Annotated in this window: 27 protein-coding genes; 10 read left to right on the top strand and 17 right to left on the bottom strand. The window is 63.5% G+C overall.

Annotation, left to right across the window (positions count from 1 at the left end):
- Positions 1 to 3: 3 nt before the first annotated feature.
- Genes AC0L18_RS04050 through AC0L18_RS04035 form a run of 4 tightly spaced genes read right to left on the bottom strand, consistent with a single transcriptional unit; the run spans position 4 to position 4,623 of the window.
- The gene (locus tag AC0L18_RS04050; RefSeq protein WP_473490923.1) at positions 4 to 1,638 is read right to left on the bottom strand and encodes an ABC transporter ATP-binding protein; all 1,635 of its coding nucleotides are present in this window, start codon (positions 1,636 to 1,638) and stop codon (positions 4 to 6) included.
- A 38-nt stretch (positions 1,639 to 1,676) separates the two neighbouring features.
- Positions 1,677 to 2,504, bottom strand: a complete 828-nt coding sequence (locus AC0L18_RS04045) for an ABC transporter permease (protein ID WP_473490718.1) — start codon at positions 2,502 to 2,504, stop codon at positions 1,677 to 1,679.
- Positions 2,501 to 3,442 carry an ABC transporter permease gene (locus tag AC0L18_RS04040; RefSeq protein ID WP_473490717.1) on the bottom strand — a complete coding sequence of 314 codons (942 nt, stop codon included), beginning with the start codon at positions 3,440 to 3,442 and terminating at the stop codon, positions 2,501 to 2,503. The genes AC0L18_RS04045 and AC0L18_RS04040 overlap by 4 nt, the downstream gene beginning before the upstream one ends.
- Positions 3,424 to 4,623 carry a C45 family autoproteolytic acyltransferase/hydolase gene (locus AC0L18_RS04035; protein WP_473490716.1) on the bottom strand — a complete coding sequence of 400 codons (1,200 nt, stop codon included), beginning with the start codon at positions 4,621 to 4,623 and terminating at the stop codon, positions 3,424 to 3,426. The genes AC0L18_RS04040 and AC0L18_RS04035 overlap by 19 nt, the downstream gene beginning before the upstream one ends.
- A gap of 140 nt (positions 4,624 to 4,763) precedes the next feature.
- On the opposite strand from AC0L18_RS04035, the gene AC0L18_RS04030 reads away from it, so the two are divergent.
- Positions 4,764 to 5,696 carry a GntR family transcriptional regulator gene (locus AC0L18_RS04030; RefSeq protein WP_236377224.1) on the top strand — a complete coding sequence of 311 codons (933 nt, stop codon included), beginning with the start codon at positions 4,764 to 4,766 and terminating at the stop codon, positions 5,694 to 5,696.
- Between the two features lie 183 nt (positions 5,697 to 5,879).
- On the opposite strand, the gene AC0L18_RS04025 is transcribed toward AC0L18_RS04030, so the two are convergent.
- On the bottom strand, positions 5,880 to 6,059 hold the full coding sequence (locus tag AC0L18_RS04025) for a hypothetical protein (protein WP_077374092.1): 180 nt from the start codon (positions 6,057 to 6,059) through the stop codon (positions 5,880 to 5,882).
- Between the two features lie 296 nt (positions 6,060 to 6,355).
- On the opposite strand from AC0L18_RS04025, the gene AC0L18_RS04020 reads away from it, so the two are divergent.
- Positions 6,356 to 6,790 carry a hypothetical protein gene (locus AC0L18_RS04020; RefSeq protein WP_084646611.1) on the top strand — a complete coding sequence of 145 codons (435 nt, stop codon included), beginning with the start codon at positions 6,356 to 6,358 and terminating at the stop codon, positions 6,788 to 6,790.
- A 197-nt stretch (positions 6,791 to 6,987) separates the two neighbouring features.
- Here the strand turns inward: AC0L18_RS04020 and AC0L18_RS04015 are convergent, their stop codons facing one another.
- Both AC0L18_RS04015 and AC0L18_RS04010 read right to left on the bottom strand, forming a co-directional pair.
- Entirely contained in the window at positions 6,988 to 7,152 is a 165-nt protein-coding gene (locus tag AC0L18_RS04015; protein WP_023797828.1) for a hypothetical protein, read from the bottom strand.
- 42 nt (positions 7,153 to 7,194) lie between these two features.
- Positions 7,195 to 7,479, bottom strand: coding sequence for an acylphosphatase (locus tag AC0L18_RS04010; protein WP_023797829.1), 285 nt, complete (start codon positions 7,477 to 7,479; stop codon positions 7,195 to 7,197).
- Between the two features lie 164 nt (positions 7,480 to 7,643).
- On the opposite strand from AC0L18_RS04010, the gene AC0L18_RS04005 reads away from it, so the two are divergent.
- On the top strand, positions 7,644 to 8,456 hold the full coding sequence (locus tag AC0L18_RS04005; RefSeq protein WP_473490715.1) for a nucleotidyltransferase family protein: 813 nt from the start codon (positions 7,644 to 7,646) through the stop codon (positions 8,454 to 8,456).
- The gene (locus tag AC0L18_RS04000; protein ID WP_023797831.1) at positions 8,449 to 9,201 is read left to right on the top strand and encodes a metallophosphoesterase family protein; all 753 of its coding nucleotides are present in this window, start codon (positions 8,449 to 8,451) and stop codon (positions 9,199 to 9,201) included. Before AC0L18_RS04005 ends, AC0L18_RS04000 begins: the two co-directional genes overlap by 8 nt.
- A 16-nt stretch (positions 9,202 to 9,217) precedes the next feature.
- Here the strand turns inward: AC0L18_RS04000 and AC0L18_RS03995 are convergent, their stop codons facing one another.
- Positions 9,218 to 10,408 (bottom strand): NADH-quinone oxidoreductase subunit D, encoded by a 1,191-nt coding sequence (locus AC0L18_RS03995; protein WP_473490714.1) that lies wholly within the window; start codon positions 10,406 to 10,408, stop codon positions 9,218 to 9,220.
- A 115-nt stretch (positions 10,409 to 10,523) separates the two neighbouring features.
- On the bottom strand, positions 10,524 to 10,925 hold the full coding sequence (locus AC0L18_RS03990) for a hypothetical protein (protein WP_473490713.1): 402 nt from the start codon (positions 10,923 to 10,925) through the stop codon (positions 10,524 to 10,526).
- A 257-nt stretch (positions 10,926 to 11,182) separates the two neighbouring features.
- Here AC0L18_RS03990 and AC0L18_RS03985 point away from each other — a divergent pair, with 257 nt between their 5' ends.
- Positions 11,183 to 11,584 carry a CBS domain-containing protein gene (locus tag AC0L18_RS03985; RefSeq protein WP_473490712.1) on the top strand — a complete coding sequence of 134 codons (402 nt, stop codon included), beginning with the start codon at positions 11,183 to 11,185 and terminating at the stop codon, positions 11,582 to 11,584.
- 182 nt (positions 11,585 to 11,766) lie between these two features.
- Here AC0L18_RS03985 and AC0L18_RS03980 read toward each other — a convergent pair whose 3' ends face one another.
- The 4 genes from AC0L18_RS03980 to AC0L18_RS03965 all read right to left on the bottom strand — a co-directional run bounded on the left by AC0L18_RS03980 (position 11,767) and on the right by AC0L18_RS03965 (position 13,827).
- Positions 11,767 to 12,126 carry a YybH family protein gene (locus tag AC0L18_RS03980; RefSeq protein WP_128173110.1) on the bottom strand — a complete coding sequence of 120 codons (360 nt, stop codon included), beginning with the start codon at positions 12,124 to 12,126 and terminating at the stop codon, positions 11,767 to 11,769.
- 112 nt (positions 12,127 to 12,238) lie between these two features.
- Positions 12,239 to 12,463 (bottom strand): hypothetical protein, encoded by a 225-nt coding sequence (locus AC0L18_RS03975; protein WP_023797836.1) that lies wholly within the window; start codon positions 12,461 to 12,463, stop codon positions 12,239 to 12,241.
- A 72-nt stretch (positions 12,464 to 12,535) separates the two neighbouring features.
- Positions 12,536 to 13,699, bottom strand: a complete 1,164-nt coding sequence (locus AC0L18_RS03970) for an NAD(P)/FAD-dependent oxidoreductase (protein ID WP_473490711.1) — start codon at positions 13,697 to 13,699, stop codon at positions 12,536 to 12,538.
- A 2-nt stretch (positions 13,700 to 13,701) separates the two neighbouring features.
- Positions 13,702 to 13,827 carry a hypothetical protein gene (locus AC0L18_RS03965; protein ID WP_473490710.1) on the bottom strand — a complete coding sequence of 42 codons (126 nt, stop codon included), beginning with the start codon at positions 13,825 to 13,827 and terminating at the stop codon, positions 13,702 to 13,704.
- Positions 13,828 to 13,971: 144 nt separating this feature from the next.
- On the opposite strand from AC0L18_RS03965, the gene AC0L18_RS03960 reads away from it, so the two are divergent.
- Positions 13,972 to 15,339: an aspartate aminotransferase family protein gene (locus AC0L18_RS03960; RefSeq protein WP_473490709.1), complete on the top strand. Its 1,368-nt coding sequence runs from the start codon at positions 13,972 to 13,974 to the stop codon at positions 15,337 to 15,339.
- A 456-nt stretch (positions 15,340 to 15,795) separates the two neighbouring features.
- Here AC0L18_RS03960 and AC0L18_RS03955 read toward each other — a convergent pair whose 3' ends face one another.
- The 4 genes from AC0L18_RS03955 to AC0L18_RS03940 all read right to left on the bottom strand — a co-directional run bounded on the left by AC0L18_RS03955 (position 15,796) and on the right by AC0L18_RS03940 (position 20,770).
- Positions 15,796 to 16,890 carry an alcohol dehydrogenase family protein gene (locus tag AC0L18_RS03955; RefSeq protein WP_473490708.1) on the bottom strand — a complete coding sequence of 365 codons (1,095 nt, stop codon included), beginning with the start codon at positions 16,888 to 16,890 and terminating at the stop codon, positions 15,796 to 15,798.
- Positions 16,891 to 17,048: 158 nt separating this feature from the next.
- Positions 17,049 to 18,428: an aminotransferase gene (locus tag AC0L18_RS03950; protein WP_473490707.1), complete on the bottom strand. Its 1,380-nt coding sequence runs from the start codon at positions 18,426 to 18,428 to the stop codon at positions 17,049 to 17,051.
- Between the two features lie 34 nt (positions 18,429 to 18,462).
- Positions 18,463 to 19,956, bottom strand: coding sequence for an NAD-dependent succinate-semialdehyde dehydrogenase (locus tag AC0L18_RS03945; protein WP_473490706.1), 1,494 nt, complete (start codon positions 19,954 to 19,956; stop codon positions 18,463 to 18,465).
- A gap of 331 nt (positions 19,957 to 20,287) precedes the next feature.
- Positions 20,288 to 20,770 (bottom strand): Lrp/AsnC family transcriptional regulator, encoded by a 483-nt coding sequence (locus tag AC0L18_RS03940; RefSeq protein ID WP_473490922.1) that lies wholly within the window; start codon positions 20,768 to 20,770, stop codon positions 20,288 to 20,290.
- Positions 20,771 to 20,860: 90 nt separating this feature from the next.
- Here AC0L18_RS03940 and ehuR point away from each other — a divergent pair, with 90 nt between their 5' ends.
- The 4 genes from ehuR to ehuC all read left to right on the top strand — a co-directional run bounded on the left by ehuR (position 20,861) and on the right by ehuC (position 24,936).
- Positions 20,861 to 22,246, top strand: a complete 1,386-nt coding sequence (ehuR, locus tag AC0L18_RS03935) for a MocR-like ectoine utilization transcription factor EhuR (RefSeq protein WP_473490705.1) — start codon at positions 20,861 to 20,863, stop codon at positions 22,244 to 22,246.
- Between the two features lie 123 nt (positions 22,247 to 22,369).
- Positions 22,370 to 23,155, top strand: coding sequence for an ectoine/hydroxyectoine ABC transporter ATP-binding protein EhuA (gene ehuA, locus AC0L18_RS03930; RefSeq protein ID WP_023797847.1), 786 nt, complete (start codon positions 22,370 to 22,372; stop codon positions 23,153 to 23,155).
- Positions 23,156 to 23,248: 93 nt separating this feature from the next.
- Entirely contained in the window at positions 23,249 to 24,100 is an 852-nt protein-coding gene (gene ehuB / locus AC0L18_RS03925) for an ectoine/hydroxyectoine ABC transporter substrate-binding protein EhuB (RefSeq protein ID WP_473490704.1), read from the top strand.
- Positions 24,101 to 24,276: 176 nt separating this feature from the next.
- The gene (gene ehuC / locus AC0L18_RS03920) at positions 24,277 to 24,936 is read left to right on the top strand and encodes an ectoine/hydroxyectoine ABC transporter permease subunit EhuC (protein WP_287174034.1); all 660 of its coding nucleotides are present in this window, start codon (positions 24,277 to 24,279) and stop codon (positions 24,934 to 24,936) included.
- The last annotated feature ends 8 nt before the right edge of the window (positions 24,937 to 24,944 follow it).

Genomic DNA, 24,944 nt, shown 5'->3' with positions numbered 1-24,944 from the left:
TCCTCATCGAGCCACTGCCTTGCTTGCGCCCGCGCCATCGGCGAAATGGCGATCGATCAGCATCGCGGCATCGAGAAGGGCGCGTGTGTAGGCGTGGCGCGGTCGATCGAAGACGTCGTCGCGGTCGCCGATCTCGACAATCCTTCCGTCCTGCATGACGGCGACCCGATCGGCAACCTGCTCCACCGCACCCAGATCATGCGAGACGAACAGGCAGGCGAACCCGTGGCGTTCCTGCAACGATCGGATCAGAAGCAGGATCTGTTTCTGCACCGTCATGTCGAGCGCCGAGACCGGCTCGTCGGCGACGACGAAGGCCGGTCGCCTGACGATCGCCCGGGCGATCGCGACGCGCTGGCGCTGGCCGCCCGAAAGCTGATGCGGGAAACGCTCCAGAAGGTCGCGCGTCAGCCCCACTTCCTCGATGACCTCATCCATGCGCGCGGTCCGCCGCTTGCGGTCCAATTCGGTGTCGAGCTTCAGCGGCTCGGTGATGATCTCGGCAATCGACTGGCGAGGGTCGAGCGACGAATAGGGGTCCTGGAAGACGATCTGCATACCACGACGCTGCGCACGCGCGTCAGCGGATCGATCGTTTGCAATCGCCGTGCCAAGAAACGAGATCGTTCCACTGGCCGGTCTGACGAGACCGACAATGGCGCGCCCGAGGGTCGTCTTGCCGGAGCCCGACGCGCCGACCAGCGCCAGGGTTTCGCCGCGCCGGATGGTCAGGTCGACGCCGTCGACGGCGCGCTTCGGCTGCCCGCGCCCAAACAGCCTGGGACGGCCCGGATAGTCGATGACGACATTGCTGATCTCGACCAAGGGCGGGCCGTCGACGGTTTTTCTCGATCCGCCGGCGCTGCGCTTGGGAAGCGCATCCACCAACCGCTTCGTGTAATCGTGCTGCGGTGCGTGAAGCACCTGGGTGCTGCTTCCCTGTTCGACTGCCTTGCCTTCGCACATCACCGTCACGTTGTTCACATAGTGCGACACCATGCCGAGGTCGTGGCTGATCAGCAGGACGGCGGTTCCGTTCTCCCGCGTCAACTCGACCATCAGGTCAAGCACGTCGCGCTGCACCAGCGTGTCGAGCGCGGTGGTCGGCTCGTCGGCGATCAGCAGGCGCGGCTTGAGCAGCATGACCGATGCGAGCATGATGCGTTGGCGCATGCCGCCGGAGAATTCGTGCGGATAGGCCGCAAGGCATTTGCCGGGGTCCTTGATCTGGATCCTCTCCAGCATTGCCAGCGAGCGGTCCTTTATCTCGGCGCGCGACATGGCGCTATGCAGGCGCAGGCCCTCCGCCATCTGCTCGCCGATGGTGACGGCGGGATTGAGCGAGACCATCGGCTCCTGGAAAACCATGCCGATCCGCGCACCGCGTATCTGGCGCAGCGCCTTTGGAGCGAGGCCGGTGAGCTCTTGTCCTTCGAACTGGATGCTGCTGTCCGGCGTCGTGACCAGCGGGGCAGGGAGCAAGCTCACGATCGAGCGGGCCGCCATCGTCTTGCCCGAACCGGATTCGCCGACCAGCGCCAGCATGTCACTGGGGGCGAGGTCGAAATTCAGCCCGTCGACGATCCGCTTTCCCGATGGCCCGACCGAGATCGACAGATTGCGCACTGAAAGCATCATGTTGTTGTCCGCGGTCGGCACGAGCATGTTTCCAGGACCTACATTTTCGGGTCGAGCCAGTCGCGCACCGCATCGCCCAGCATGTTGATGCCGAGCAGCGTGATCGAGATGCAGAGACCCGGCAGGATGATCAGATGCGGGGCCTGGCCGATATAGGGCCGAGCCGTCGACAGCATGTTGCCCCAGCTCGGCGCCGGAGGCGGGACCCCCAGTCCAAGAAAGCTCAGCGCGCTTTCCGACAGGATGATCCAGCCGAACATTGTGGTGGCGAGCACGATGATCGGGGCGACGCAGTTGGGCAGCACGTGCCGCGCCATGGAGATGATCTCGCTGTTGCCCATCACCCGCGAGGCCTCGACATATTCCCGCTCGCGAATGGACATCACGGAGGCCCGCACCACGCGCACCACGATCGGCATGTAAGCAAGCCCGAGCGCAACGATGATGCCCTCGCGGCTGGCGCCGATCACCGCCATCAGGCCGAGCGCCAAAAGCAGGCCGGGGAAGGCGAGGAAGGCGTCGTTGACCATCATGACGACGCGATCGACCCAGCCGCGCAGGAAACCGGCGAGAACGCCGAACACGATGCCGAGGATCAAGGCGAAGGCGACTGTCGCAAAAGCGATCCAGGCGCTGGTCCGCGCGCCGCTGGCGAGGCGGCTGAGCACGTCGCGCCCGAACTCGTCGGCGCCGAGCAGGTGCTGGGGCGAGGGCCCGCTGAGGCGCGACGGCAGATCGAGCTTGAGCGCATCGTAGGGCGCGATCCACGGGCCGAACACGGCCAGAAGGATCAATGCCCCGGTGACGGCGATCCCGAAGGTGGCATTGAATTTCAGGCCGGGCCGGCCGAGCACACGGGCGATCATGCGGCGATCCTCGGATCGAGCAGCGGGTAGACGAGGTCGACGAGAAGGTTGATCACAACATAGATGAAGGCGACGAACAGCATCGTACCCTGAATCACCGGATAGTCGCGGGCATAGATGGCATCGACCAGCAGCCGGCCGAGGCCGGGAATGGTGAAGACGGTCTCGATGACGACGATGCTGGAAAGCAGGCTGCCGAGCACCAAGCCGATCAGGGTCAAGGTGGGCGCGAAGGCGTTCTTGAAAGCATGGCGCCACATCACAGCGCTTTCGGAAAGTCCCTTTGCCCGTGCATGGGTGATGTATTCCAGCCGCGCCACCTCGATCGTGCTGGCCCTGGCCATGCGCGCGATCGGGCCGGACTCGACGAGCACCAGGGTGACCACGGGCAGGATCACATAGAGACCGGCTTGCGCGAAGTCGCGGCTGAAGGGCACGTAGCCGACGATCGGCAGCCAGCCGAGATAGAGGCCGAAGATCAGCATCAGCATCAGACCCAGCCAGAAACTGGGGATCGAGAGCAGGATGGTCGAGGTGGCGACGACGGTGATGTCGCCAAAACTGTCCTGCTTCCAGGCGGCCAGCATGCCGGCCGGCACGGCGATGGCGGAGGCGACAAGCACGGCCAGGAGGACGATGATCGAGGAGACGGCGAAGCGGTCGAGGATCAGCTGCAGCACCTCCTGTCCGCTGCCGATCGAGCGCCCGAAATCGCCTGTAAGGACGTTGCCGGCCCAGATCAGATATTGCACCACCACAGGCTGGTCGAGCCCCATCTGATGCCGCATCGCTTCGACCTGTCCAGGCTGTGCGAGGTCTCCCAGCATCAACGTCGCAGGATCACCCGGGATGAAGCGCATCATCACGAAGACCGCAACCGACACCAGGATCAGGGTCGGTATGGCGCTGGCGATGCGCGTCAGGACAAAGCGGACCATCGTTTCTCCTGTGCTGATATCGAAGGTTGCCCCCGTGCCAGCATCGCCTTCTCGGCGCGCTCGCGGACCTCGTCGTCGAGGGTGAGTTCGTAGCGGGTGAATTCGCGGTTCTCGGCCGGCAACGGTGCGATCTCCATGACGCCGGCGGCTGGTTCGAAGACGATCATCGCCACCGTCGCCGAGAGATTGCCGCCTTTCTTCCTGATCCGCGGACGACAGACGCTGAACGGCGAAGCGAAATCGTCGAACAGGGCTTCCTTCAACTCGTCGATCGTGACGTCCCCATGCCGCGCCGACAAGCGACGGCGCACGCGGTGGTCCCGGTAGAGACTGTCCGGCACGTCGAGAAGCCCGGTTTCGCGCAGCTTCGACAACGCCACCGGGCTCTGCCAGTGATTGGCGTGGACGATCATGTCGTCGTCCGGATAGATGGCGAAGGCCTCGTCCGGCGCGCATTCGAAATCGACCGTGAAGCCCTCGGCGGTGCTGAGCATCATGTTGTTGGAGCCGGATTTCGGTGTCGTCGCCACCACCTTGATGGCGTCGGCGAAATGCTGCGCTTCAAGCGCCCGGCGCCGGATGAAGGGCAGCGGAATTCCGATGTCGCGGTAGTCGCGGTCCGATTCGAGATAGTTCGCGGTAATGCCGATGCCGGCCGCGTTGAAGCCGCTGCGCGCCAGTCCGCCGGCTTCGGTGAAGGTCAGGAGGTCCGGCCCGTCCGTTCGCCGGATGCGCAGCACCACCGAGGTCTCGGCGCATTCGGCCTTCCAGTCCCAGTTCTGGCCATGGATGAGTCTGCCGTCGCGGGTTGCCTCCGGCAAAATCACAGCGCCCGTGCAGCCGTCGGGCTCGTCGTCTGAAATGCCTTTCTCGCGCCGGGCGAGCTGCAGGATTTCGGTGCGCGCGTTGACCAGGACGATCGAGGACAGGTCGAGATTGGCGCCTGACGCGATCCCTTGCATTTCCTCGACGAGATCGGGCGCCCATTGCCGCAAGCGAGGCAGGAAGATTTGGGAAAACCGCGCGACATCGTCCCGCCCGAAGCCGAACCGGTCGAGTTGCCCGGCGTAGAGCGCCACCGAAGCGCCGATGCGACCGCGCGCCTGTTCGCCATAGGCCATGCCGCGCGCTTTCGGCGCTCCTTCGATCTCGACAAGCGGAAAAGGTGCGACTGTTGTCATCAAGGGAAGCCTCAACTCGTTGAGTTCGGATACTAATGCATTTCGATTGAATGAAAAGCAGGAAAATTCGATAGATTGCCAGTTCGAACTGCGTGGCGCATATCTATAATGCGAAGATGCGAACGCCTAAGGAAGTGCCTATGAATGAAACGATCATCGACCGGCCGGCGCGCGGCGAGGCGGCCAGTCCGCTGCAGATCGATCTGGCGCGGCGGATCCTGGAGCGGATCAGGGATTCGGGCTGGACGGTTGGAACCCGCGTCTCGGTGCCCGACCTTGCCCGCACCTTCGGCGTCTCGCGTTCTCCGATCAGCGCAGCGTTGGAGCTGCTGGTCGCCCAGGGCATTTTGAGTCCCTTCGAGACGAGGGGGCTGCAATTGGCGCGCGAGGTCGCCGACCTCGACCCTGAAGATATCCTGCCCAGTTCACCGCTCGAGGAGCTTTACCGCAGGATGATGCGCGAGCGCGCGCTCGGCCAGCTGCCGCAGGAGGTGTCCGAGGCGGAACTGATGCCGCGCTATCAGGTGTCGCGCGGCGTCGTGCGCAAGCTTTTGCTCCGCTTTGCCGCCGAAGGGCTGGTGCAGCGCCTGCCGGGGCATGGCTGGCGTTTTGCCGACACACTGGTCGGCGAGGACGCCTACCGGGAAAGCTATGAATTCCGGACGGCCGTCGAATGCGCGGCGCTGCGGTCGCCCATGTTCAATGCGGATCCTCAACAGCTGGCGCCGGTCCGCCGCGCTCACCAGCGCATCCTGGCGATCGTGTCGACGGGCAAGACGCTGATCGGCGGCGACGAATGGTTCCGGATCAACGCATCCTTTCACGAAGGGCTTGCGGCCTGTTCCGGCAACCGGTTCCTGGCGGATGCGGTGCGCCAGCAGAACAATCTGCGCCGGTTGCAGGAGTCGGCGGGTTTCGAGGAACTGCCGGCCGAACGCATCGAGCAGTCCTGCCGGGAACATCTGGCCATCCTCGATGCCGTCGAGGCGGGCGAGATCGAATGGGCCGAGGCGCTGCTGCGCCAGCATCTAAGGCAGGCATCCGAGTTCGCTTCGCCGCAGCGCTCGATCTGATGCCTGCGATGTTGGCGACGATGAGCATTTCCGCCGTCATTTTCCGCGCCGCCTGATCACCGCTGACAGCACCGAGACGACTGCGACCGCAGCCCGCATGCTGGCCGCTCAGTGAGCCAACGCGCCGACACCATCCGGCATCCATGCGGGACTGGCCGATCTGGAACGAGCGTCTCCGCTCCGTCAAATGCCGGGATTTTTGGGACCGATTTTCAGCGGCGCATCATTTTCATCCGGATTGGGGACAGGAGCTTCGTCGGGAAGTCTGTCCGGGTCCGGCTCACGCACCGGCTTCGGTTCAGGAAACGGCGGCGGTGTGGGCGCGGGAGTGGGCGTTGGTTCGGGAGTGGGAAGAATGGCCATTGTGTGATTTCCTTCCGCTCGCACTCTGCCTTGGCGGGTCGCCGACGTCGGCTGGGATTCTTGAAGCCACCCGTTTCGATCGGTTTCGCTCGAGCTGACGCACGCAGAACGACCACGCATGCCTATGGTTCCGACGCGAGCCTGCGATGATCCCGCAGGCATCGGCATTCGTGGCCGGACGGGGTCGTCAGAAAAGTGATCGAAAGGTCCGCGCATGAAGGCCTTGCCGGCGTCGTGGAGCGCCATAATTTCCATTTCAGGGTGGGACGAACTCACCTGCTGAATAGGAGGCGGCCGTGAAGCACCAAACACTTGACCAACTGCATACCGTTGCCGACGTTCACGCTGAAGCAACAGACCTCGTAGCGACCCGAAGCCAGCGTCTCGAACGTTGGGCGAAACTGCTGGAGAAAAATCCCGATCGACGTCTCGAAGCGTTGACGGGCACCGAATACAAGTCCCCTGAGATACGCGAGAAAATGCGTTACAATGACTCGCCTCTCACGGTTGCCTTCGAGGACCCGATCTTTCGCGCGCAAGGCTTGAGAGATGACACCTACGGTGAAGCCAAGCGCTTCTTCGAGCTGACCGACTGGCAGCTGCACGAAATCGTCTGCCATTGCCATGTCGGCGCCTCGATACGAGCGCGATGGGCTGCCTCTCGCGTCCGTTCGGCAATGTCCGAAAGGTTTGGTTTCTTCGCCTGGCTGCGAGGAATATTCATGCACTGACGCTTCGGGCACTGACGCTACGGCATTGACGCTGCCGGCATTTATGTTGGGGGCCGGCATGTTCGGGTGATGGGGCGGCGAAGTGATTTCCACGCCTCGCATCAGCGGTCGTTGATGAGCGGATAGGCCGTTTCGACGGCGATCCGCCATCGGCGAAGCTCGAACCATAGGCTCGATACCACAGGGATGCGCGGATTTCAGTCGGCGGGCGCCGTGTAGCGACGATGGACTGCTTCCGCAATGGCGGCGCGGCTTTCCATGAGGATCGAGCTATCGTCATCCTCGATGACAGCCGCTGCCTCCGCAAGCGCCTTTTCCTTGACCTGTTGCGGAACCGCTGGCTGTCGATTGCTCCCGCGCAAGGCAACGTCGCGGAGGCTTGGCCTTCAAGCCGGTACACACTCCTAGCCGATGATCCTGAATCCGTTCGGCTCTTGGCCGGCATCGACGTCCTGGGATGTCACGCTGGAGACCGACGCTCCGGTCGGCCCTTTCCACAACCGGTCCAACATGGTCGAAACCGCGCCTTCGGCTCCGACGATCAGTGCCGTTACGGATCCATCCTCCTCATTGCGAACCCACCCGGACAGACCGAGCCTCTCGGCCTCGGTCCGTGTCCACACGCGAAACGAGACGCCTTGCACCCTTCCCCTCAGTCTGACGCGTACCGCCTTGCGCCCGTCCTCCATGGTCGCCTCCGTGCAGTTGGTTTGTTCACACCTTCAACTCACCAGCGGCGAGAAAGGCTCCGCCATCACATTTTACGCTTTATGACGGCAACGGAACCATGCGGCGGCGGCTTTGTTTAAAAGACGGACAGCTGCAGGTTGCTGGGCCTCGGAGCCACGATTTCATGACCAACGATTCTCCAACGGGAGGCGCCATCCCGGCATCCGTTCCGACGATCGATCCGAAAGCGGCGCCGACGCTTCAACACGCCGAGGCCGAGGTCTTTTATACAGAGGCGATCCGCGAACTCGCCGCAACGGACATCCCCTTTCTTGTCGCCGGCACCTACGCGGTGAGCGCCTATACGGGCGTCACGCGCCAGACCAAAGACCTCGACATTTTCTGCAAGGCCGGCGACTACGCGCGCATCCTGGCGCATTTCAAGCAAGCCGGCTATGCGGTCGAGATCGTGGACGACCGGTGGCTTGGAAAGGTCTTCAAGAGCACGCATTTTTTTGACGTCATATTCGCATCGGCGAACGGCACCATGCCGGTCGGCGATCAGTGGCTGGAGCATGCGCGGCAAATCGAGCTGCTGGGCAGTCAGGTGCGGATCGTCGGTCCGACCGAGCTTATCTGGTCCAAATGCTTCATCCAGGACAGAAGCCGCCACGACGGCGCCGACATCGCTCATACCATCCTCAAGGCGCAGGATCAGATCGATTGGCGCCGGCTGCTTTCCTACCTCGAAGTCCACTGGGAGGTGCTGCTGATGCAGCTTCTCAATTTCCGCTGGATCTATCCGAGCGAGCGCGATCACGTTCCCGTCTGGCTGCTCGACGAATTGCTTGACCGGCTCGCCAAGCAGCGGGAGTTGCCTACGCCCCGAATGAAAATCTGCCGCGGGCGCCTGCTTTCGCCGACCGACTACGAGATCGACGTCAAGGAATGGGGTTTTGCCGGCGTCGGCGGAACAGGAGAATTTCGTGATGGCTGAGAGGAACGAGGCTGCTACGGCAAGGGTTGGGAACGGCGGCACCGTGAGGATTGCGGCTATCGGCGACCTGCATGTGCGGGAAGACGCCCAGGCCTCCTGCCGTGATCTCTTCGGCGAAGTTTCGCGCGAAGCGGACGTCCTCGTGCTCACTGGCGACCTCACCAATCTCGGCAAGCCGCGTGAGGCCGAAATCCTTGCGGAGGATTTGCGCGCCTGCGCAATCCCGGTCGTCGCCGTGCTCGGCAACCATGACTATGAATCCGGCGCGGTCGAGGACGTCGCCCACATCCTTCGGCAGGCGGGCGTCCATCTTCTTGACGGCCAGACCACGGAAATCAAGGACGTCGGCTTTGTCGGCGTGAAGGGGTTCATTGGCGGTTTTGGATCACGCATGCTCGGCTCCTTCGGCGAGCCGGCGATCAAGGCGATGGTCGCCGAAAGCGTCAGCGAATCGATGCGGCTCGAAAACGCAATGCGGCAGGTTCGCACCAATCGTACGCTTGTCGTCCTGCACTACGCTCCGGTGGTCGAGACGGTCGCTGGCGAGCCATTGGAGATTTTTCCGTTCCTGGGCTCGTCGCGGCTGGCGGAGACGATCGATCGGTTCAAGGTCAGCGCCGTGGTGCATGGCCACGCGCATCGCGGCATCTATGAAGGTCGCACGCCCGGCGGTGCCCCGGTCTACAACGTCGCCATGCACGTGGCGAAGCCGACCGGCCGTCCCTACGCCCTGCTCGAAATCTGAAACACCCCGCGCCTCGTCAGCGATCGATCTCGCCGAACACGATATCGAGCGAGCCGATGATCGCGGCGACATCGGCGAGCATGTGCCCGCGCGACAGAAAATCCATCGCCTGCAGATGGGCAAAGGACGGCGCGCGGATCTTGCACCGATAGGGAGTATTGCCGCCGTTCGAAACCAGATAGACGCCGAACTCGCCCTTCGGCGCCTCCACCGCGGCGTAGACTTCTCCGGCGGGCACGCGAATACCCTCCGTGTAGAGTTTGAAATGGTGGATGGTCGCTTCCATCGAGCGTTTCATCGTCGCCCGCGGCGGCGGCGTGATCTTTTGGTTCGGAATTGCCACCGGCCCTTGGCCTTCGGGCGATCGCAATTTCTCCAGGCATTGCCTCATGATCCGCACCGACTGGCGCATTTCCTCCATGCGGACGAGATAGCGGTCGTAACAGTCGCCGTTCTTGCCGATGGGAATGTCGAAATCCATCTCGGGGTAGCATTCATATGGCTGTGCCTTGCGCAAGTCCCACGCCGCGCCCGACCCGCGCATCATGGGGCCGGAGAAGCCCCAGGCCCAGGCGTCGTCGAGGCCGATCACGCCGACATCGACGTTGCGCTGCTTGAAGATACGGTTTTCGGTGAGCAACTCGTCGAGGTTGCCGCAAACCTTGAGGAACGGATCGCAGAAAGCCCAGATGTCGTCCAGGAGCTTCGGAGGCAGGTCCTGGTGCACGCCACCGACCCTGAAATAATTCGCATGCATGCGGGCGCCGGAGGCGCGCTCGTAAAACACCATCAGCTTCTCGCGCTCGGCAAAACCCCAGAGCGGGGGCGTCAGCGCGCCGATATCCATGGCCTGTGTCGTGACGTTGAGGAGATGCGACAAGAGCCGGCCGATTTCGCAAAACAGAACACGGATGAGCTGTCCTCGCTTCGGGACCGAGATTTCCAACAACTTCTCGGCGGCGAGGCAGAACGCATGCTCCTGGTTCATCGGCGCGACATAGTCGAGCCGGTCGAAATAGGGCAGAGCCTGCAGATAGTTCTTGTACTCGATCAGTTTTTCGGTGCCGCGGTGGAGCAGGCCGATATGGGGATCGGCGCGATCGACGACCTCGCCGTCCAGTTCGAGCACCAGGCGCAGCACGCCGTGAGCAGAGGGATGCTGCGGTCCGAAGTTGATGGTGAAGTTGCGAACTGCGGCTTCGACCATGACGCTGCTCCGCTGTACCGGGTTCAGGGCCGAAGCCCAGTGCTCCGGCCCGCCACGCCCGGACCACCGATCAGGTGCCCGCCAATCACGTGCCCGCCAATTACGTGCCCGCCAATCACGTGGTTGTCTGGATGATCAGAGTCAGCATGCCGTCGCCGTCGATGTTGGCGGCAACAACCTGCGACGAATCCAGCCCGTTCGCCGCCAGCACCGATGCTGCCTGTGGCGAGGCATCGATCGAGCTCTGCAGAGTAAGCAGATCTTCAACGCTGGTCTGGGTGATCACGGCCTCGGCTTGCGTCTTGAGTTCCGGCGGCAAATCCTCGAGGGCGACAATGGCAATGCCAGTAAAATTCTGGTCGGTGAAACCTTGATCCGGCAGGGCTTGGTCAGGCAGGGCCTGGTCAGGCGTTTGGTTGGGCAAGCTTGGATCGGGCAGGACTTCCGGAGCCGGGGGTGCGATTTGGGGAAGCTGCGGGTCGGTGGATTGCGCGTGGATCGGCTGCGCCAGGGCCAATCCCGAAAGGGCGGCAATTGTCGTCAATATGCGCATGATCGTTCCTTCCGTTTTCCGTTTTGCTCGAGGAGGATCACCTGGTGACCACACAACCATTGTCCCGGATTATGGTTCCCGTCCGTCACGGATATGGCCATGGTGGAGCCTATCCTGGCGCGAGCGGTCGAAAGATAGAACGATTCCGACAGGCGTTCATTCTCCCCTGATCACACCTTCATCACAGGATCGGCGGGCCGCTGCAGCTCAAGGAGAAAGCCATGAGAATCAGCGAGTGCATGACACGGAAAGTTCAGGTCGCCAGTCCGGACCAGTCCTTGCGGGATGCCGCACGAGCCATGGCCGATCTTGACGCCGGTGTTCTGCCCGTGGGTGAGAATGAGCGGCTGGTCGGCATGATCACGGACCGCGACATTGCCGTCCGTGGCATCGCGGAGGGCAGAGGTCCCGACACCAAATTTGACAACCAGGAAGTCGGCGATGTCCTTCAGAATATGCGCGATCTCAAACTGCGGCGAATGCCGGTGATCAGCCGCGACCGGCGGTTGGTTGGCATTGTCTCGCTCGGCGACCTCGCCACGAACGGCGAGCCCGCCTGGGCCGGCGAAGCGCTGGGCGGCATTTCGCAGCCGGGCGGCGACCATTCTCAGACGGCGCACTGATGCATCATAAACAGATTTGAAGTTCCTGCTCGATCGACGGCATCGGCGTTCAGGAACTTCGAATCCACAACCGTACTGGAGTCACTCAATTGCGCTACAGGGCCGCACGCCCGGACGCGCGAGCACTTGGTTTGCGCATGATTCCCAGCGAAAATCGATTTCCGGGATCATCCGGGCGGACGCTACGCTACGGAGAATCGATCGATGACCCACAGCCATGTCCCGTCGCCCTGGCGGCGGGCGACCTCGGCGGTTACGGTGCCATCGGGAAGATGGGTTGACGTCAGTGCCAAATCTCCGCTGACAACAGCCGGAGCCTGATTTCCGGCGGCATATTTTCGGCCCGTTGCGGTGATGTCGGCGAAGAGTGCCCGGATCGCTTCGCGGCCACGCGTCAGTCGCCCGTCACCGCTGTCGACGACGGCATGCGGCTCAAAAAGCGCGGCCATGCCGTCGATGTCTCCCACCCACTGCCGGGAGATCAGCAGACGCTCCAGATCCTGGGGATCACGCGCCGGCTCGCGGCTTGCTTCATCGGTCATGGCGAAACTCCTCCGACGCTCGGTAGCAAAGCGTTCGATCCTGCGCCAAGTTTCGTTGGAAGACGAGCCGCAAGCTCCGCCATGCTGATCGCAAGGTGGAGCAGCCTGGCGATCATCCTCCCCAGCCGAGATCGCGATCCGCAACGCGCCATTCGGCGGTGCGGGCGCGGCGCCGGTGGCTGCGGCTGTCGTTGAGGAAGTCGGCGATCCTTGCCGCCGACTTCGCCGAGGCGAAAGTCAGCAGCCGATCGTGATGGACGACGGGCTCGCCGGTCTCATTGTCCCAGATCTCGAACCGGCAGCTTGGGTTCGGTATGGCTTCGAAACGGATCTTCATATCGATGGTCCCGGTGATCGTCGGACCGAGGTTCCGCGATCCCGGCTTATGGATGGCTTACGGGCGTTTGGATTATGCCTTTGGCAGCGGGCGCGCTCGCGCGGGTCGCCCTCGGCTAGCCGCCTTCGGCGCGAGGCGCTGGGCGACATGGTCGGCGATCGCCAGGCTTGAGGTCAGGCCGGGGCTCTCGATGCCGAACAGATTGACCAGGCCCTCCACGCCATGCACCGCCGCGTCCTGGATGACGAAGTCGGCATTGGCTTCGCCGGGACCGGAGAGCTTCGGCCGGATGCCGCTATAGGCCGGCTGCAGGCTGCCATCGGCCAGGTCCGGCCAGTATTTGCGGATCTCGTCGTAGAAGCGCTCGCCACGTATTGGATCGACGCGATAGTCGAGTTGATCGGTCCATTCGACGTCAGGCCCGAAGCGGGCGACGCCGTCGAGGTCGAGCGTCAGATGGACGCCGAGCCCGCCGGGCTCGGGCACGGGATAGACCAGCCGCGAGAACGGCGCCCGGCCGGCGACCGAAAAATAATTGCCCTTGGCGTAGCGAAGTTCTGGCACGAATTGCTGGTCGAACCCGTCAAGCGAGCCGGCAAGTGCCGTGGCGCCAAGCCCGGCGGCGTTGACGAAGCGCGCGGTGGCGATTTCAAAGCGCTCGCCGCTGGTGCTGTCGACCGTGTCGAGCACGATGCGTCCACCTTCAATGCGGCCGCAGACGATGCGGGTGTTGAGGCTGAGCGCCGCCCCGTGCTCCTCGGCGTCGCCCAGCAGCGCAAGCATCAGCGCGTGGCTGTCGATGATGCCGGTGGCGGGAGACAAAAGCGCGGCCGTGCCGCGCAGCTTGGGCTCCAGCCTGCGCGCCTCTGCTGCGGTCAAGGGCGTCAAATCGCCCGCGCCGCAAGCAGCGGCGTTGGTCAGGATCGAAGCGAGCATCGGCTCCTGTTCGGCATTTGTTGCAACGATGAGCTTGCCGCAGCGCGCATGCGGCACCGCCCGCTCCTGGCAATAACGGTAGAGCCTTTCGCGGCCTGCCACGCAGAGCCGGCCCTTCAGCGATCCGGCCGGATAGTAGATGCCGGCATGGATGACCTCGGAATTGCGCGAACTGGTCCCGGTGCCGATGGCGTTCTCGGCCTCGAGGATCAGGGTGTCCATGCCACGCCGCGCCATCTCTCGCGCGATCGCGAGGCCAATGACGCCGGCGCCGGCGACGATGCAGTCGACGTGGTCCACGATCAGGCCACCTCAGCCTTGTTGTTGTGCCTGCTGGTGAGCCGTTCGGGAACCAAGTCTTGGCCTTGCGCACCGCTGGCTTGGCGCAGGATCCGGCGTTTAGCAACCTCGAAGCTGAAATTCTGCATGTCTTCCGTCCATCCGCCGGCCCTTCCGAAAGGGCTTGACACCCTTACAAGAAACGGATGCAGCAAACAGCATTAATCCAGAGGCCGATGCGCGCGCCGAACGGCGGCAGGACGCACGTCCCGGCATGCAGGACAGGAGCCATCATGGACGCTCGACCGAATTCCCCCGAAGCCCGCGACATCAGCTACCACATGCACGGCTACACCAATGCCCGCAAGCATGAAGAGGCAGGGCCGCTGGTCATCGAGAAGGGCGACGGCATCTATGTCGAGGATCTCGCCGGCAACCGCTATATCGAGGCGATGGCCGGGCTTTGGAGTGTCGCGGTCGGCTTCTCCGAGAAGCGGCTGGTCGACGCTGCGGTGCGCCAGATGTCCAGGCTGCCTTACTATCACGACTTCGGTTCCAAATCGCATTCGCCGCTGATCGATCTCGCCGAGAAGCTGGTGCAGATGGCGCCGGTGCCGATGAGCAAGGCGTATTTCACCAATTCCGGCTCCGAGGCCAACGATACGGCCATGAAGATGATGTGGTACCGGTCGAATGCGCTCGGCCAGCCTGCGCGCAAGAAGATCATCAGCCGCATTCGCGGCTATCACGGCGTCACCATTGCCTCGGCGAGCCTGACCGGGCTGCCCAACAACCACATTTCCTTCGACCTGCCGATCGCCAATGTGCTGCACACTTCGACGCCGCATCACTGGCGCGAGGCGCTGCCAAATGAGAGCGAAGGAGAGTTTTCGAGCCGGCTTGCTGACGACTTGGAAAAGCTGATCCTGGCCGAAGGACCGGAAACCATCGCTGCCTTCTTCGGCGAGCCGATCATGGGCGCTGGCGGCGTCATCGTGCCGCCGGCCGGCTACTGGGAGAAGATCCAGGCGGTGCTGTCGAAATACGACATCCTGCTCGTCGCCGACGAGGTGATCTGCGGCTTTGGCCGAACCGGCGAAATGTTCGGCTCGCAGACCTTCGGCATCAGGCCCGACATCATGGTGCTGTCGAAGCAGATCTCTTCGTCCTACCTGCCGATCTCGGCCTTGCTGATCAACGAGAAGATTTTCGAGCCGATTGCCGACGAAAGCAATCGCATCGGCACCTTCGGCCACGGCTTCACCGGCGGCGGCCATCCCGTTGCGGCGGCGGTCGCGCTGGAGAACCTGAAGCTGATCGAGGAGCGCGATCTCGTCGGCAATGCGCGCACGGTCGGCGCGCATATGCAGAAGCGGCTGCGCAAGCTCGCTTCGCACCCGCTCGTCGGCGAGGTGCGCGGCGTCGGCCTGATCGCGGCGGTCGAACTGGTCGGCGACAAGGCGAACAAGACGCCGTGGGAGACGGCCGGCGCGCTGGGCGGGCTCGTCAACGGTTTCATGCAGCAGAACGGCGTCATCTCGCGCAACATGGGCGATGCACTGGCCTTCTGCCCGCCGCTGATCATCACCGAGCCCCAGGTCGATCAGGTGATCGACGCGTTCGAAAGATCGCTTGAAGCCGCGGTCAAGCAGGTCCCGTAATTGGCGCGCGTCGCTCGAGATCACGCCGTTATAAGAGAACCGCATTTTTTTTATAACTGGAGCCGCTAACTGGAGCCGCCTGACATGAAGACGGTCGACCGCAAGCGGCGTTATAAGAAAATTGCGAAAAACTTATAACGCCGCAGGAGAGGGTTGTGTGCGTCAAGTTCTGCAAAAAGGGACGCTGTCCGCGAAGCTGCTAATCTCCCCCCAAGTGGGGGAGATGTCCGACAGGACAGAGACAGGACAGAGGGGGGCGCGAAGGATCGCTACAGAGCGCTTTTATTCTGAGCCGCAGCATTATGGCGGAAACTAGCTGGGATGCGAAGTCGTGGTGGCTTATGTCAATCGCCAGCGTTGGAGATCGGCTGCAGTCTGGTCGGCAGCGACCACGCACGGCCTTTTCAGGCTCAGTCAAAGAACCAAATTCTCTATGCAGAGACTAGGTGCTTCATCTTATCGACGATCCGCAACGGCGTCCGGAACGACCACCAGCTTGCCGACAAAGTCCTTGGCGATGAAATCCGCCTGGGCGCGGTGGAAATCGGAGAGCTTGTAGACACCGCCGACCAGCGGCCGGATCTTCTTCTCCTCGATGTAGCGGACGATACGACGGAAATCGTGTCGCGTGCCTTGGCTGGAGCCGTGCAGCTGCAATTGCTTGAGATACATGGTGCGCAGATCGAGCTGCACGACCGGGCCGGCAATCGCGCCGGCGGTGGTGTAGCGGCCTTCGGGCCGAAGGATGCGCAACAGGTCATTGAAGATGCCGCCTCCGACGAGGTCGGCAACCACGCCGATCGGCTGGCCGCCGGTCGCGTCGTTGACGGCGGCGGGCAGATCGGCGACGCCACGGGTGATCACCGCCTCGGCGCCGATGTCGAGCACCGCCTGTTCCTTGCCCTTGCCGACGACGGCATAGGGAATGGCGCCGCGCGCCCGCGCCAACTGCACGATGCCGGAGCCGACGCCGCCCGACGCGCCGGTGACCAGCACACGCTCGCCGGCCTTCAATGCGGCGCGTTCCAGCATCTGTTCGCCGGTAAGATAAGCGCAGCAGAAGGTGGCGAGTTTGACGTCGGTCAGGTCGGTGGCGACGACATGGGCATTCTCGGCCGGCACGGTCTGGTACTCGGCATAGCCGCCGTCGCGGCCGTGGCCCATATAGTCGATGTCGGCGAGTGAATCGTCGTCGCGGTTGTAGATCGAGAAATCGACCATCACCCGCTCACCGATGCGGGCCGAAGAAACACCCTCGCCGACGGCAACGATGTTGCCGACCGTGTCGGTGCCCTGGATACGCGGGAAGGTCAGAGTATTGCCCTGACGCCGCCAGGTCGACACGGCGGCAGCATCTTCCTCCGTGCCGTAGGCGCCCTGGCGCACCCAGACATCGGTGTTGTTCATGCCGCACGCCGTGACCTTGACCAGAACCTCGCCCGGGGCGGGCGAGGGCACTTTCACATCGGTGCGATAGACAAGCTTTTCCGGCCCGCCGTGACCGGTCAGAAGCACGGCGGCCATGGTGGCGGGGAGGGCTTTGGAGGTCATTGATGTTGCTTCCAGATATTCCAGGTTCGCGCTGCCCCTCACCCTTACCCTCTCCCCGTGAACAACGGGGAGAGGGGGTCAGCCGGCGCCGAGTGCTTGACCCTTCTCTACCGAGAAGGTGCCGACAGGCGGATGAGCGGCGGCACCAAGGTCGATAATTAGATGCTGGCAAACACGCCATTCACCGCATCGGCCGTCTTCGACACGACGATGTCGGCCTCTTCGCGGGTGAGGCACAGCGGCGGCGCGAAGCCGAGGATGTCGCCTTGCGGCATGGCGCGGCCGATGACGCCAAGCTCGGCAAGCGCGGTCGCGACCTGAGGCCCGATTTTTTGCGCGGCATCGAAGAACACGCGGTCGTCCCGGTCGGCGACGAATTCGATTGCCGCCAGCATGCCGTCGCCGCGCACCTCGCCGACATTCTTGTGGCCGCCGATGGCTTTCGCCAGTTCGGCGCGGAAATAGGCGCCGGTCTCACCGGCGTTGGTCACCAGGTCCATCTCGTCGATCAGTTCCAGGTTGGCGACACCGGCGGCAACGCAGATCGGATGCGCAGAATAGGTCCAGCCATGGCCCAAGCTGCCGAGTTTGTCGGAGCCCTGCACCAGCACCTGCCAGACCTTATCCGAGACGATGACGCCCGACAGCGGCGCATAGGCCGAGGTCAGGCCCTTGGCGATGGTGATCAGGTCGGGTTTGATGCCGTAATGGTCGGAGCCGAACATGGTGCCCAGCCGGCCGAAGCCGGTGACCACTTCGTCGGCGACCAGCAGCACGTCGTATTTGTTCAGAACCGCCTGGATGTTTTCCCAGTACAGAGCGGGCGGCGGCACAATGCCGCCGGTGCCGAGGATCGGCTCGCCGATGAAGGCGGCGACCGTGTCGGGGCCCTCGGTCAGGATCATCTCTTCGAGCTTGTCGGCGCAGTGCTGGGAAAACTGTTCCTCGCTCATCGAGCGGTCGGCGCGGCGGAAATAGTAGGGCGCCTCGGTGTGCAGGATCGGCGAACGCGGCAGGTCGAAGGCGTTGTGGAACAGGTCGAGCCCGGTCAGCGATCCGGTCATGACACCGGAGCCGTGATAGCCGCGCCAGCGTGAGATGATCTTCTTCTTCTCGGGACGACCGAGCACGTTGTTGTAGTACCAGATCAGCTTGATGTTGGTTTCGTTGGCGTCGGAACCGGAGAGGCCGAAATAGACCCTCGACATGCCTTGCGGGGCGCGGTCGATGATCATCTTGGAAAGCGTGATCGACGCTTCGGTGCCGTGGCCGACATAGGCGTGGTAATAGGCAAGGTTCCTGGCCTGGGCGGCGATGGCGTCTGATATCTTCTGGCGGCCATAGCCGACATTGACGCAATAGAGCCCGGCGAAGGCATCGATGCTCTTGCGGCCGTTATTGTCCCAGATGGTGACGCCCTCGCCGCCGGCGATGATGCGGGTCGGCGATTCACCCCGCGCATGCGTGCCCATGTGGGTCGAGGGATGGAAGAAGTGGTCGCGGTCCCAGGCGGCGAGTTCGTTGGACTGGTCGAGCATTTTTTTACTCCTAAGGAAATGTCTCCGGCGCGGCTTACGCTACGTCCAGGCAGAGATATTTAAGATCGGTAAAGGCGTCGAGCCCGTGGCGCGAGCCCTCGCGGCCGATGCCGGACTGTTTGACGCCGCCGAACGGAATCGGCGCGCCGGTGATCTTGACGCGGTTGATGGCGACCATACCGTAGTCGAGTGCACGGCCCATGCGCAATTGGCGGCCGCCGTTCTCGGTGACGACATAGGCGACGAGCCCGTATTCGGTGGCGTTGGCGCGGGCAATGACCTCGTCCTCGCTGTCGAAAGGCGTCACCGCGGCGACCGGACCAAAAGTTTCCTCGCGCATGATCAGCGCATCGTCGGTGACATCGGCGAGCAGGGTCGGCCGGTAGAACAGCGGTCCGGCCGGATGTCTGCCGCCGCCGGTTAGGCAGCGCGCGCCATGGGCGAGCGCATCGGCGACCTGCTCCTCGACCTTCTTGACGCCGCGCTCGTGCATCAACGGCCCGATGTCGATGTCATCGGCCAGGCCATTGCCGGTCCGCAGTGCCTCGATGCGCCTGGCGAAGGCGGCGCAGAAACGATCATAAATCGGGCGCTGGACATAGATGCGGTTGGCGGCAAGGCAATCCTGGCCGGAAGTGGCGAATTTGGCGTCGACGGCGATGCTCACCGCCTTGTCGAGATCGGCGTCGGCAAAGACGATCAGCGGCGCGTGGCCGCCAAGCTCCATGACCAGCCGCTTCATCGTCGGCGCACTTTGCGCGGCGATAAGCCTGCCGATCTCGGTCGAGCCGGTGAAGCTCATGGCGCGGACGCGCGGATCTTCGCACATCCGCCCAACGATGGTCGAGGCCTTGCCGGTGAGAACGTTGAAGACGCCAGCCGGCAGGCCGGCGCGTTCGCCGAGCTCGGCCAGCGCCAGTGCCGACAGCGGCGTTTCCGACGAAGGATGCGCGACGATGGTGCAGCCGGCGGCAAGGGCGGCCGCCGCCTTGCGGGTCAGCATGGCTGCGGGAAAATTCCACGGCGTGACGACGCCGACGACGCCGAGCGGTTCGCGCCGCACCATCATCTCGGCGTTTGGCAAATGGCTGGTGACGCTTTCGGCATTGAGGCGCTTTGCCTCCTCGGCGTACCATTCGACGAAGGAGGCGGCGTAGTCGATCTCGCCAAGCGCTTCCCTAAGAGGCTTGCCCTGTTCGAGCGTCATCAACAGCGCCAGATCGTCCTTGGCGGCGATGATCAGACCGAACCATTTTCGCAGGATTCTTGCGCGTTCCTGTGGGAGAGCCGCGCGCCAGGCGGGAAAGGCGCGCGACGCCGCGTCGATCGCCTTGCTCGTCTGCCTGGCATCGAGCGCGGCAACCCAGGCAACGGTGGCGCCCGTTGCAGGGTCGGCCACCCCAAAACTCTCGGCGGCTTCACTCGCCGTCCAGTGGCCGTCGACATAGGCGAGTTGGCGCAGCAGCCGGCGGTCGGCGAGCCGGTCAAGCGCTTCGTGGCGTTGTGGGCGGGCAAAATGCGCGGACATGTTCGAGGTCTCCCGGTTTCGGAGCGATGCGGAGAGACTATGCGCACGGCGCAGACAGAGAGGCTGTTTCGGAGCGCACGCGTAGAGAGATTGTCTCTATTGGGCTGCTCGGGCAGACAATCTGTTCAGCTTATAGGCTGGGCTATCTCATCGAGGAAGTGCCCCCTCACCCGGATTGCCAACCGAATTGCAAAGGGTAATTCGGGGCAATCCGACCTCTCCCCCGAGGGGAGAGGAGATCGCAGCGCCGGCACCTTTCTCTTCTCCCCGCCGGGGAGAAGGTGGCCGCGAAGCGGCCGGATGAGGGGGCTCTTTGCGATTTGCTCAGGCCTCACGACAGCGCCGGCAGCAGGTCGGCCACCGGCAAGGCGACCTCCTCCTTCACCGTCTTGGTGACGATGTAGGTGAAATAACGGTCGATGCCAATCTCGCGTTCGAGCAGGGCGTCGACCAGCCGCTGATAGGCGTCGATGTCGCGCGCCATCACTTTCAGCAGATAGTCGACGCCGCCGCCCACCGACCAGCAGGCGACGATTTCGGGGACGTCGCGGATGACGCGCTCAAAACGGTCGAAATCGGCCTGGCGGTGGCTGGCCAGCGTCACCTCCATCAGGACGGTGGCGACCGGCGCGACGGCGCGCATTGCAACCCTGGCGTGATAGCCGGAGACGATGCCGGCCTTTTCCAGCTTGCGCAACCGCATCCAGCACGGCGTCGGCGACAGGCCGACCTTGTCGGCGAGCGCCAGCTTGGTGATGCGCCCGTCGCGCTGAACCGCGTCGAGGATTTTCAGATCGATCTGATCCAGTTTCAATGCGGCCATGAGCGTCCACTTTTTTCCGCGACACCATGACGGCGCATTATTTCGATTGTCAATTGCACTGATTTCGATCTCTAATATGTCATGACATTGTGGCGTCCAGATCCCGCGCTTATCCGGCGGCCGGCCTATCAATCGCTCGCCGACCAGTTCGCGCGCGCCATTCATGACGGACGGCTGGCCAACGGCGCGCGGCTGCCGACGCATCGCCGGCTGGCCGACGATTTGAAGCTTTCGGTGCAGACAGTCAGCCGCGCCTATGAGGAACTGATCCGCCGGGGCCTGGTCTCCGGCGAGATCGGCCGCGGCAGCTTCGTGCAGACGCAGCGCCGCGAGCCGGAACCGCCCTATCTGCCGGAGCGCCTTGGCGAGGTCATCGACCTGTCGATCCTGAAGCCGGTCTGCGAGCCGATGCATCTGGAGCGGCTGAAGCAGGCGCTAGGCTGGCTCGCCGAGAACCTGCCGTCGACCTCGGCGCTGTCGTTCCGGCCGAACATGGTGTTTCCGCGCCACCGTGCAGTGGCGGTCGAATGGCTGCGGCTGTGCGGTCTCGACGTGTCGGCGCAGAATGTCAGCCTGACCAACGGCGCCACGGCCGGCATGACGGTGGCGCTGATGAGCGTGGCGCCGCCGGGTTCGACCGTGGCCACCGAGGCGATCGGCCATCACACGCTGATCCCGCTGGCGCGCTATCTCGGCTTCAACCTCGAGGGTCTGCCGATCGACGACAACGGCCTGATCCCGGAGGCGCTCGACGAGGCGTGCCGGCTTTCCGACATCCGCGCCGTGTTCGTGCAGCCCTCGGTGATCAATCCGACTGCAACATTAATGAATGCCGCGCGGCGCGAGCAGATCGCTACGGTGGCGCGCAGGCACGACATCGCCATCATCGAGAACGACGTGCTCGGGCCGCTCGTCGAGGGCCGTCCGCCGCCGGTCGCCGCCTTCGCGCCCGAGCGCACGCTCTACGTCACCTCCTTCACCAAGATCGTGCTGCCAGGCCTGCGCATCGGTTATCTCGCGGCGCCCGACCGCTATGTCGCTGCCGTCGCCAACCGGCATCTCGTCTCCAACTGGATGGCAACGCCGATGGTGGCGGAGATTGCGACAAAATGGGTGACCGACGGCACGGCGATGGGACTCGTCCGCTGGCAACGGTCGGCGCTGCGGCGGCGGCAGGAGATCGCCGCCCAGGTGCTTGCCGGGGTCGACTACCGCGTCCATCGCGACGGGCTGCATCTGTGGCTGGAACTGCCAGACGACCGCGTCGAGGAGGGCTTCGTCTCACAGGCCCGCCTGCAGGGCGTGGCGATCGCACCAGGCACATCGTTCCGCATCTCGGCGGCGCCCTGGCAACCGGCAGTGCGCATCTCGCTGGGATCGACAACCGAGGGGGAACTGCGCGCCGGCCTCAGCGTTGTCACCAAGCTTCTGCTCGGCGACCCGGAGCATCTGCTGCTGGCGATCTAGGCAGACATTGCCGCGAAATTCTGCGGAGTCAGAAAACATTGTCATGAGTTTATTTTCCTGATTGACATGATTTGGCGCCTTCCGCATCGTTAAGGCACAGCTTCTCCAGCACGGGGGAATTCTTTGTCCGCGCCCATCATCAAGATCGACGCCATTTCGAAAAGCTTCGGCACCTTCAAGGTGCTGGACGGACTGTCGATGCAGGTCATGCCGCGCGAGAAGCTGGCGCTGATCGGCCCATCCGGCTCCGGCAAGACGACGATCCTGCGCATCCTGATGACACTGGAGAGGATCGACAGCGGCCACATCCAGATCGACGGCGAGCAGCTTTACCACATGGAGCGCAACGGCCAGTTGCTGCCCGCCGACGAACGGCATCTGGCAAGAATGCGCCAGAAGATCGGCATGGTCTTCCAGCTGTTCAACCTGTTTCCGCACAAGAGCGTCATCGACAACGTCACGCTGGCGCCGATCCTGACCAAGGGCATGCCGCGCGCCGCCGCCGAAAAGCGGGCGATGGAACTGCTCGATATGGTCGGCATGGCCGACAAGGCGAAAGCGATGCCGGCGCAGCTTTCCGGCGGCCAGAAGCAGCGCGTTGCCATCGCTCGCGCCTTGGCGCTGCAGCCCAGGATCATGCTGTTCGACGAGGTGACATCGGCGCTCGATCCGGAACTGGTCGAGGAGGTGCTGAACGTGTTGTGGCGGCTCTGCTCGGAGACCGACATGACCATGCTGCTGGTCACCCACGAAATGGGTTTTGCCCATGATTTCGCCGACCGGGTTCTGTTCTTCGACCGCGGCAAGATCGTCGAGGAAGGCAAGCCGGACGAGATTTTCCGCAACCCCAAGCAGGAGCGTACGCAAGCTTTCCTGAAGAAGATCATCGCGGCCGGACATCGCGTCTGACTGCCATGCCCCGGGCGGCAGCGCCGTCCTCCCAGGGCGGCGAAGCCGTCCCGTGGAACGACCAAACCAAAAGAGAACAAGGAGTTGGGAACAATGAAGAAACTTGGCATTCTGGCCGGCGTCGCCGGTGTTGCACTGACCGCAATCCTGGCCGCTTCGACCGCGGGATCGGCCGACGACAACAAGCTCGAAGAGCTCAAGGCACAGGGCTTTGCCCGTGTCGCCATCGCCAACGAGCCGCCCTACACGGCGGTTGCTGCCGACGGCAAGGTCTCGGGTGCGGCGCCCGATGTGGCCCGTGAAATCTTCAAGCGTCTTGGTGTCAACGACATCGTCGCCTCGATTTCGGAATATGGCGCGATGATCCCTGGCCTGCAGGCCGGCCGTTTCGACGTCGTCACCGCCGGCCTGTTCATGAAACCGGAGCGCTGCGCGGCGGTCGCTTATTCGGAGCCGGTGCTGTGCGACGCCGAGGCAATGCTGGTCAAGAAGGGCAACCCGAAGGGCTTCAAGAGCTATGAGGATGTCGCCAAGGATGCCACCGCAACGATCGGGGCGCCGGGCGGCGGCACCGAGGAGAAGCTGGCGCTCACTGCCGGCGTGCCGCGGGACCGCGTCATCGTCGTGCCGGATGGCCAGAGCGGCCTGAAGATGCTGCAGGACGGCCGCATCGACGCCTATTCGCTGCCGGTGCTGTCGATCAACGATCTGGTCAAGAAGGCCAACGATCCGAATCTCGAAGTCGTCGCCCCGGTGGTCGGCGCGCCGGTCTATTGCGACGGCGCGGCGTTCAAGAAGGGCGATGAGGCGCTGCGCGACGCCTATGACGTCGAATTGGCCAAGCTGAAGGAGTCCGGCGAATTCGCCAAGATCATTGAGCCCTACGGTTTTTCGGCCGCGGCGGCGATGTCGACGAGCCGCGACAAGCTCTGCTCGGCAAAATAGGCGCCTTTTTCCTTCTCCCCGTTCACGGGGAGAAGGTGTCACGAAGTGACGGATGAGGGGCAGCGCCAGTTCTGCCAAATTGGCTCTGCCCCTCATCTGCCTGCCGGCATCTTCTCCCCGTGAACGGGGAGAAGAGGCCAAGACTATAACCGTAAAACGCTGGAAATTCGAACTTCATGACCCAATGGTCCGGCTATTTCGGCCTGATATTGCAGGGAGCGCTTGTTACCATCGAGCTGACGCTGATGGGGTCGGTGCTTGCCCTGATCATGGCCTTTCTCGCCGGGCTGGGGCGGCTGTCGCGTTTTTTCGCAATTCGGGCGCTGGCCACCGCCTATATCGAATTCTTCCGCGGCACCTCGATCTTCGTGCAGCTGTTCTGGGCCTATTTCGTGCTGCCGTTCATCGGCATTTCGCTGACGCCGCTGCAGGCCGGCGTGCTGGCGCTTGGCCTCAATGTCGGCGCCTACGGCGCGGAGGTGGTGCGCGGCGCCATCCAGTCGATCGGCCGCGAACAGTACGAGGCCTGCACCGCGGTCAATCTCGGCCGCTGGCAAGCCATGCGCCATGTCATCCTGCCGCAGGCGCTGCTGGTGATGCTGCCGACCTTCGGCAACAACGCCATCGAATTGCTCAAGGCCACCGCCGTGGTTTCGCTGATCTCGCTCACCGACCTGACCTTCCAGGCCCAGGTCGTGCGCTCGCAGACCGGCAACACGCTCGTGCCGTTCACCACCATTCTCGTCATCTATTTCGCCCTTGCGCTGATCATTTCCTGGGGTGTGCGTTCGCTGGAACGCCGCATGGCGCGCGGCCTCGACGGGGTGCGCGTCTGATGGATCGG

It is taken from the genome of Mesorhizobium sp. WSM4819 (genome assembly GCF_055811215.1).
This window is presented reverse-complemented; position numbering and strand designations above follow the sequence as displayed.